This is a genomic window from Alishewanella aestuarii B11 (genome assembly GCF_000280055.1).
In the GTDB taxonomy this organism is placed as follows: Bacteria; Pseudomonadota; Gammaproteobacteria; order Enterobacterales; family Alteromonadaceae; genus Alishewanella; species Alishewanella aestuarii.
The window spans coordinates 1-7617 of record NZ_ALAB01000014.1 but is presented as its reverse complement, the minus strand read 5'-3'; the positions used below and the strand labels follow the sequence as shown (position 1 = coordinate 7617).

8 protein-coding genes are annotated in these 7617 nt (G+C 50.1%); 5 read left to right on the top strand and 3 right to left on the bottom strand.

The annotated features are described in order from the left end of the window. Positions 1–306: 306 nt before the first annotated feature. The gene (locus AEST_RS06715) at positions 307–1719 is read right to left on the bottom strand and encodes a sodium-dependent transporter (protein WP_008607962.1); all 1413 of its coding nucleotides are present in this window, start codon (positions 1717–1719) and stop codon (positions 307–309) included. Positions 1720–1886: 167 nt separating this feature from the next. Here AEST_RS06715 and AEST_RS06710 point away from each other — a divergent pair, with 167 nt between their 5' ends. Further along, the gene (locus AEST_RS06710; protein ID WP_008607961.1) at positions 1887–2186 is read left to right on the top strand and encodes a YciI family protein; all 300 of its coding nucleotides are present in this window, start codon (positions 1887–1889) and stop codon (positions 2184–2186) included. Between the two features lie 30 nt (positions 2187–2216). After that, complete coding sequence (gene galE / locus AEST_RS06705; protein WP_008607960.1) at positions 2217–3236, top strand: UDP-glucose 4-epimerase GalE; 1020 nt, start codon at positions 2217–2219, stop codon at positions 3234–3236. 117 nt (positions 3237–3353) lie between these two features. Here galE and AEST_RS06700 read toward each other — a convergent pair whose 3' ends face one another. Next, positions 3354–4004 (bottom strand): response regulator, encoded by a 651-nt coding sequence (locus tag AEST_RS06700; protein WP_008607959.1) that lies wholly within the window; start codon positions 4002–4004, stop codon positions 3354–3356. After that, on the bottom strand, positions 3997–5139 hold the full coding sequence (locus tag AEST_RS06695) for a sensor histidine kinase (RefSeq protein ID WP_008607958.1): 1143 nt from the start codon (positions 5137–5139) through the stop codon (positions 3997–3999). Before AEST_RS06695 ends, AEST_RS06700 begins: the two co-directional genes overlap by 8 nt. 133 nt (positions 5140–5272) lie before the next feature. Between AEST_RS06695 and AEST_RS06690 the strand changes: the two genes are divergently transcribed. The 3 genes from AEST_RS06690 to AEST_RS06680 all read left to right on the top strand — a co-directional run bounded on the left by AEST_RS06690 (position 5273) and on the right by AEST_RS06680 (position 7593). After that, complete coding sequence (locus AEST_RS06690) at positions 5273–6016, top strand: hypothetical protein (RefSeq protein ID WP_008607957.1); 744 nt, start codon at positions 5273–5275, stop codon at positions 6014–6016. Between the two features lie 125 nt (positions 6017–6141). After that, the gene (locus AEST_RS06685) at positions 6142–6942 is read left to right on the top strand and encodes an SDR family oxidoreductase (RefSeq protein ID WP_008607956.1); all 801 of its coding nucleotides are present in this window, start codon (positions 6142–6144) and stop codon (positions 6940–6942) included. Positions 6943–7083: 141 nt separating this feature from the next. Next, positions 7084–7593: a hypothetical protein gene (locus tag AEST_RS06680; protein ID WP_156803873.1), complete on the top strand. Its 510-nt coding sequence runs from the start codon at positions 7084–7086 to the stop codon at positions 7591–7593. Positions 7594–7617 lie beyond the last annotated feature (24 nt).

The window sequence follows — 7617 nt, the reverse complement described above, 5'->3', positions numbered from 1 at the left end:
CCACTGCAGGCTTCCATGGCAATCAGTGATGACGTCTTATTGCTGAACCACTCCAAAAAGTGCTGTCGTTTCACCTTCTCTGAGCGCGCTTTGCCCGCTTTGTCTACCCAGTGAATTTGAAAAACATCTTTTGCAATATCAACGCCGAATACATTAAGCTTCATCTCGGATACCCCTGCTGTCTGTCGTTAATAACGACCATTTTGGCACACGATGCCGTGACCAGGGGTATCCATCTTTTCAGATAACCGCCCCTGACGCTTTAGTGGAGGCGTTCATATTATTCTCCGGTACCGGTCTGACCAGTTAGAACAGTAAGTTTTTACCGAAATAAATGGTCGAGACGGTATTCACAAAAATAATTAACAGGATCAGTGGGATAAAAGTACCCAACGAGAAGTTAACGTATTTCTGCAGCACTGTGCCGGCAAAACCCGGATTACCGTCGGCGATTTCTTTATCCAGATTGTGTGCTTTCCAGCGGTAAACCACAAACAAACAGAGCAGGAAGCCATTTAATGGCAGAATGGTTTCGTAAAACATATCGTAAACCAAATCAAAGAAAGACTTGTTGTTGCCGCCGTAGCTTAGAATATTGCTCAGCCAATCAATACGGCCAAACGACAAAGCACAGACTACCGCCAGCAGCACCATGGCCCCCCCCAATGAGTACAGCGCTTTGCGCCGGCTTAATCCCTTACCATCCATCACGCTGGCCACCGGCACCTCGATAATCGACACCAGCGAGGTCATGGCGGCAAAAAACACCAGCAAGAAGAAAAAAGCAGCAATAAAGGAGGCACCGAAATAGCCTATGTCAGCCTGCAATGCCAAGAAGATTTTTGGCAGGAACATAAAAATCATACCAATGCTGGATTCTGACAGTTCGGCTATTTGAATGTCCGGATTAAACGAGAACACTGCAGGCAAGATCAACAAACCTGAGCAGGCCGCAACCAGCAAGGATAAGCCGGCTACCGTTTTACCGGCTGAGACGATATTGTCATGTTTTTGGATATAAGAGCCATAGGTGATCAGAATCCCCATTGCCAGCGACAAGGAGAAGAATGCCTGCGCCAGCGCGCCATTTAATACCTGCCCGGTGAGCTTAGTGAAGTCCGGGATCAGGAAAAACTTAACACCCAGCATGGCATTTTCTTTGGTTAGCACATAAATAACCAACAAAATCAGCATAATAAACAATGTTGGCATCAAGATGGTGGTGGCTTTTTCAATGCCCTTTTTCACACCGCCTTGCAGGATCAAAAAGGTTAAACCCACGACGATGGCCATATACACGAACAGCTCATTACTATTGATAAAGGCGCCGAAGCCATTAGGGTCAGCAAGTTGATCAAGCTGACCAAGCAGCGCCTTACCGAGGTAACCGGCGATCCAGACGGTGATCACCAGATAGAACACCCCAATCATAAAGGGCGTAATCACCGATAACCAACCCACAGTACGCCAGGCCCGGTTTTGGCCAATTTGGGTGTAAGCGCCAAGTGGGTTTTGCCGCGTGTGACGCCCCAGGCTCATCTCGGCTAGCATCACCGGTAAGCAAATAAAGAACACGAAAATCGCGTACATGATAAGGAAAGCGGCGCCGCCATTTTTACTGGCCATTACCGGAAAGGCGACCAGATTACCGATACCAACGGCGGAGCCGGCCGCGGCCAGAATAAAGCCAAGGCTGGAACTGAATTGTTCACGTTTCATGCGTGGGTGGACTCCCTGAATGGATTTTTTTAGTTATTGTTAGAAAAAGCGCCTTCATGCTAACAGCCTGTGGCGGGAAATCCTAGCCCGACCTGCCGGCCTGAATTGGTTTTAAGGCTCAAATCTGCTAAGGTGCAGCCAGAATTTCTAGCGTAGCGAGTTTTAACATGTTCTATATGATTTATGCCGAAGATGCGGCCAATAGTCTGGAAAAACGGTTACAAGCCCGGCCAGCGCATTTAGCCCGTCTGGAGCAATTAAAAACTGAGGGGCGGCTATTAATGGCAGGCCCGCTGCCCGCCATTGATTCGGACAATCCGGGCGCAGCCGGCTTTACCGGCTCACTGGTGGTGGCTGAATTCCCCTCGTTAGCAGAAGCAGAAGCCTGGGCCGCGGCTGACCCGTATTGGGCAGCAGGCGTTTATGTTAAGGCTACTGTTAAACCTTATAAAAAAGTCTTGCCTTAACTGTTTCGTTTTTTAGCCAAAGGATTGCCTATGAGCTCTTATATTTTGCTGACCGGCGGTGCTGGTTACATCGGTAGCCACACAGCACTGTGTTTGCTGCGCGCCGGCTATAACGTGATTAGCTTTGATAATTTTAGTAACAGCTCGGCAGAGTCGCTAAAGCGGGTAGAACAACTTGCCGGGCGCACGCTGTTAAGTATTACCGGTGATATTCGCGATCAGGCGGCGCTTACGGCAGTATTCAGCCAGTATAAAATTAGCGCGGTGGTTCATTTCGCGGGTTTAAAGGCGGTGGGTGAATCGACCGAACTGCCCCTGCATTATTATGACAATAACGTCTCGGGTACTGTTACCCTGTGCCGTGTGATGCGGCATTTTAATGTCAAAAAGCTGGTATTCAGCTCTTCGGCCACCGTTTATGGTGATGCCAAAGAAGTGCCGATCAAAGAAACCTCGCCCCGCTCGGCTACCAATCCTTATGGCCAGAGTAAGCTGATGATTGAGCTAATTCTGGAAGATCTGGTAAAGGCCGAACCAGACTGGTCTATTGCCCTGCTGCGCTACTTTAACCCGGTCGGTGCTGATGAAAGTGGCCAGATCGGCGAAGATCCTAATGGCATTCCGAATAATCTAATGCCGTTTATTTCCCAGGTCGCGGTCGGCAAACGCCAACAACTCAATGTGTTTGGTAACGATTATCCGACCAAAGATGGTACCGGCGTGCGCGATTATATTCATGTCGTGGATTTAGCCAATGGCCATTTAAAGGCGCTGCAATATCTGGAACAGAGAAAAGGTATTGAGGCGATTAACCTCGGTACCGGCGTTGGCTACAGCGTGCTGGATATGGTTAACGCCTTTAGCGAAGTGAATCAGGTAGCGGTGCCGTATCAGATTGCGCCGCGTCGCCCCGGTGATATTGCCGTCTGTTATGCTGAGCCAACCAAAGCGCTGACTTTACTGGGTTGGAAAACAGAGAAGACACTGGACGATATGGTGCGCGATACCTGGCGCTGGCAGAAACACAACCCCAACGGCTATCGCAGCTAGCTGGTCAGAACCAGCTCTTCCCAACGGCAATAGAGACGTCTGGATAAACTGGTCGGACTGGTACCGGAGTGCTGTGGATAAACTGGTCAGACCGGTGCCGGAGTGCTGTGGATAAGTTTAAGGGGTGATAAGGCCCAGCTCCAAAGCCAGTAATACGGCTCGGGTGCGATCCCGCACCCCGAGCTTACCTAAAATGGTCGAGCATTGGTTTTTTACTGTGCCTTCAGATTTAAACAAGGCGCTGGCAATTTCTTTATTACTGTAGCCAGCCGCCATTAGCCGTAAAATCTCTAACTCTTTATCCGTTAGCGGCTCTGGCAACGCCGGCTTGCGGTACTGAGTATCGGCACTGCCGGGTAATTGCTGCAATAAGCGCTCAGTAATAGTAGGTTGAAAACAGCTGCCCCCGGCCGCCAGGCTCTCTATGGCTTTGATTAGCGTGTCCAGCGACACATCCTTTAATAGAAAGCCACGGGCGCCGGCTTGCAGGCTTTGCAGTACCAACTCATGGTCGTCAAAGGTGGTCAATACCAGCACCGGCGTATCGCTGCCGGCTGCTTTCAAGGCTTTAATGGCGGCGATGCCATCCATTTTCGGCATCGACAGATCCATCAGGATAACTTGGGGTTGGCAGCTTTGCCACAGTGCTACGACTTCACTGCCATCACAGGCTTCGCCGACCACTTCGACCTTACCGGATATCGCCAGCAAGCTGCGAATGCCATCACGGATCAGCTTCTGATCGTCGACTAATAACACTTTAAACATCGGCCACTCCTGCCTGAGGTAACCAGATTTGTAACGCCAGACTTCCGGCATCAGCGGCAAGATGCAGCTTGCCGCCACATTCGGCAACGCGCTCGCGCATGCCAATCAGACCGTTACCTGGCTGCCAGTTTGCCTTTAGCTGACCATTATCTTTAATCTCTAAGGCGATGCCCTGCTCTGCCTCCCTGGCATGGATCCACAAGCAGCTGGCATTGGCATGTTTTAGGGTATTACTGATGGCTTCCTGCACCAGATACTGTAGATGCTGAGCCTGATTTAAGGAGCTGGCTTTTAATTTGGGTGCTATATCCAGCTCAACCTGCAAGCTATCCGGTAAATGCTGCAGCAAGGGGGCAAACAACTGCTTTAAATCCAGCTCGGAACTGTCGCGCATCGCGGATACCGCTTCGCGCACATCAGAGAGTAACAGTCTGGCCAGCTGCAGGCTTTTCTCAACCTGTAGTTTGGCCTCGCCATCACACTGATAACTGGCAACCTGCAATTGTATCGTCAGCGCCGTCAGATGATGTCCTAATAAATCATGCAGATCGCGGGCGATCCGATTACGCTCTTCCGCGCGTGAGGCCAGCTGTAATAGTTGTTGCGCGGCCAGTAGTTGGCGATGCTTTTCTGTTAATTCAGCGCGCGCCTCGGTTTCAGCCTTGATTGCAGTTTGCATCAGTACCGCAAAGAGATGAAAACTACCGTACAACGCTGCCGAGATCCACAGACTGCGTTGCTCAAGATAAGCTTGTAAACTAAACCAGAGTATAACGATCAGCGCTGTCAGTATCATAGCCTTCTGCTGTGACATGATATGCGGCAGTAAAGACACCCAAATTACTGTGAGGATGGCCAGATAATCAAAATAACCAGTCGGCAAAACCCACTGCAGGGTAAAGGCCGCGACCAAGGCAGTCAGCAATAACAGCCTACCATAGCGTCCTGTTAATCCGAGTGGATGTTGTTCCTGAGTTAAAAAGACAAAACAGACACCGTATAGTAGTAATAGTAAAGATGCTGCCAGCATCGGTTGCGGTGATGGCAGCCTTTGCAGCAGTAGTAGGGTAATGCCGGACACTAACAGCCAGGTAATTACCCCAGCTAAGGTCGCTAACGGAAAGCGTAATTTCATTCACCTATTATGACGCTAGCTTTAACTTCTGCAATAGGCCGAAAGTCATGTCTGAAAATCCTGACTTCTGGCACCTGTGTTAAAGCCGCCTCAGCCGTAAATTGGCTATGTTCCTAGCCAGAGGAGGCATAACATGAACTACTTACATACTACCCTGCTTATTCTTCACATTGCCCTGGGCGCGATTTGTCTGGTGCTGTTTTGGGTGCCGGTAGTCAGCGCTAAAGGCAGTATGCTGCATAATACCGCTGGCAAGCTCTACTATCAGCTAATGCTGCTGATTGCCGGCTCAGGCATTCTGATGTGCCTGATGGTGCTTTATAGCCCAACCCTGGTTTATGGCCAGAATCCAAACTGGACTGCAGCGCAGTTGGAGAAATTTATTTCTGAACGCCGTCAGTTTTCTTTTTTTCTTTTTCAACTGAGTTTACTAACCTGGGTTACAGTGCGCCATGCTTATGCTGTACTGAAAGTAAAAACACAGTTGTCACAGCTGCGGGTTTGGACTTATCAAGGTCCTGTATGGCTGTTATTGGCAGGCAGTATTGTCCTGGCTATCGTTGGCTTCAGAGCCGGCGACGTGTTATCGATGGTTTTTAGTGGTGTTGGCGTTTCAGCCGTCATCGGAAACTTACGATATATTCGTACTGTTCAACTTCAGCCCAGGCAATGGATTATCGAGCATTTTACCTCGATGATTGGCACCGGCATCGCGCTATACACGGCTTTTTTCGCCGCCGGTGGCCGCCGCTTACTGGCCGAAGTGCTGACTGGTCAATGGCAAGTGGTTAGCTGGATTATCGCCCCGGTGATGGGTATCAGTGCCATTATGCTGTTTAAGCGCCACTTTAGCCGTAAATTCCGGGTCGGCAGCTAACTTATCCACAGCACTCCCTTTTCTTTGGTAAGAGTAGGGTCTGACCAGTCAGCGTGACTTCACTTTGACAGTCACACCGCAAATCCCCTAACATCGGCCATCTGTATCTTAAGATGGCCATAACAATGACAATATCGCTACAAGACAAGGTGATCTGGATCACCGGTGCGTCAGGGGGCATCGGTGAAGCTTTGGCAAAGCAATTTGCCGCAGCCGGCGCCAAGGTGGTGCTGAGCGCCCGCCGTAGAACAGAGCTTGAGCGCGTGCAACAAAGTCTGCCGCAACCGGAACGGCATTTAACGGTACCGTTGGATATCTGCGATGAGCATGCTCAGCAGCAAGCGCTTGATAAGATTATTCATCACTACGGCCGGCTGGACTGGCTGATCAATAACGCCGGGATCAGTCAGCGCGCACTAGTGATGGATACCAGCAGCGACACTGATCGCAAAATTATGGAAATTGATTACTTTGCTCAGGTGGCGCTGAGTCGGCGGGTGTTGTCGGTGATGTTAAAACAAGGCACCGGCCAGCTGGTGTTTATCTCCAGTGTCGCCGGTTTAGTCGGTACCCAATACCGCGGCAGCTACTCTGCTGCTAAGGCAGCGCTGCACTTATGGGCCAATAGCGTGCGGGCCGAGCTGTATAACCAGGGTATTCGCGTGGCGGTGGTTTTCCCCGGCTTTGTGAAAACCGCGGTATCAATGAATGCACTAACCGGCAGTGGCGAAGCGCTCGGTAAAATGGATGATGCCCAGGCAAAAGCCATGACTGCCGACGAGTTTGCTACAGCAACACTGAAAGCATTGCGCAAAGGTAACAGTTATATTGTTATCGGCGGCTTTAAAGAAAAGCTGGCGGCTTTCATCGCCCGGCTATCACCTGAGTTGCTGTACCGGCTGATCCGCAAAAGCAAGGTGCGTTAAGGCAGGTAACTGGTCGGTCCCTGAGGTATCCCCACGAAATAGGATGATAAAACAAAGGATTAAATAAATTGGTATAGGAAGGGAACATTCATGGCGCTCGATGATCAGATCTTTCGCCAAAAAAAACAATCAGGAATCGCCATGAATGTTCAGCACATCCTAACCAATTTCATTCACGCTGTCACACCTTCTATGCATAGTGCCCGGCGCAAGGCGCTACAAAATATAGTCTTAAGTGCCTCGACCCAGCAGCAACTCACAGTCACTTCGCTTGGGCGGAACCTTGACACGCAAGCCTATGAAAAGCATCGAATAAAAAGTGCTGATCGCCTGCTCTCCAATACGCAACTTTTTTATGAGTTACCGCACATTTATCAGCAACTGGCCCGATATTTTGCAGGTTATCAAGCACAGCCAGTGATTTTGGTCGACTGGTCAGACTTAGAGCCCGGTCAGCAGTTCTTCCTGCTGCGCGCCGCATTGGCATGTGAGGGGCGCTCGATAACCCTTTATGAGGAAGTGCATTCCCTGGCGACTAAAGATAAACCCCAAACTCATCAGCAATTTCTAAGGCGCCTTCACGCAATACTACCGGCAAGCTGCAAGCCCGGTTATCGTTACAGACGCCGGATTTCGTGGCCCTTGGTTTAGGCAAGTACTGGATATCGGATGGGA

What these genes read in the sequence shown, in the direction of transcription:
- AEST_RS06715 (WP_008607962.1), bottom strand. Translation starts at nt 1,719, where the DNA reads ATGAAACGTGAACAATTCAGTTCCAGCCTTGGCTTTATTCTGGCCGCG.
- AEST_RS06710 (WP_008607961.1), top strand. Translation starts at nt 1,887, where the DNA reads ATGTTCTATATGATTTATGCCGAAGATGCGGCCAATAGTCTGGAAAAA.
- galE (WP_008607960.1), top strand. Translation starts at nt 2,217, where the DNA reads ATGAGCTCTTATATTTTGCTGACCGGCGGTGCTGGTTACATCGGTAGC.
- AEST_RS06700 (WP_008607959.1), bottom strand. Translation starts at nt 4,004, where the DNA reads ATGTTTAAAGTGTTATTAGTCGACGATCAGAAGCTGATCCGTGATGGC.
- AEST_RS06695 (WP_008607958.1), bottom strand. Translation starts at nt 5,139, where the DNA reads ATGAAATTACGCTTTCCGTTAGCGACCTTAGCTGGGGTAATTACCTGG.
- AEST_RS06690 (WP_008607957.1), top strand. Translation starts at nt 5,273, where the DNA reads ATGAACTACTTACATACTACCCTGCTTATTCTTCACATTGCCCTGGGC.
- AEST_RS06685 (WP_008607956.1), top strand. Translation starts at nt 6,142, where the DNA reads ATGACAATATCGCTACAAGACAAGGTGATCTGGATCACCGGTGCGTCA.
- AEST_RS06680 (WP_156803873.1), top strand. Translation starts at nt 7,084, where the DNA reads ATGAATGTTCAGCACATCCTAACCAATTTCATTCACGCTGTCACACCT.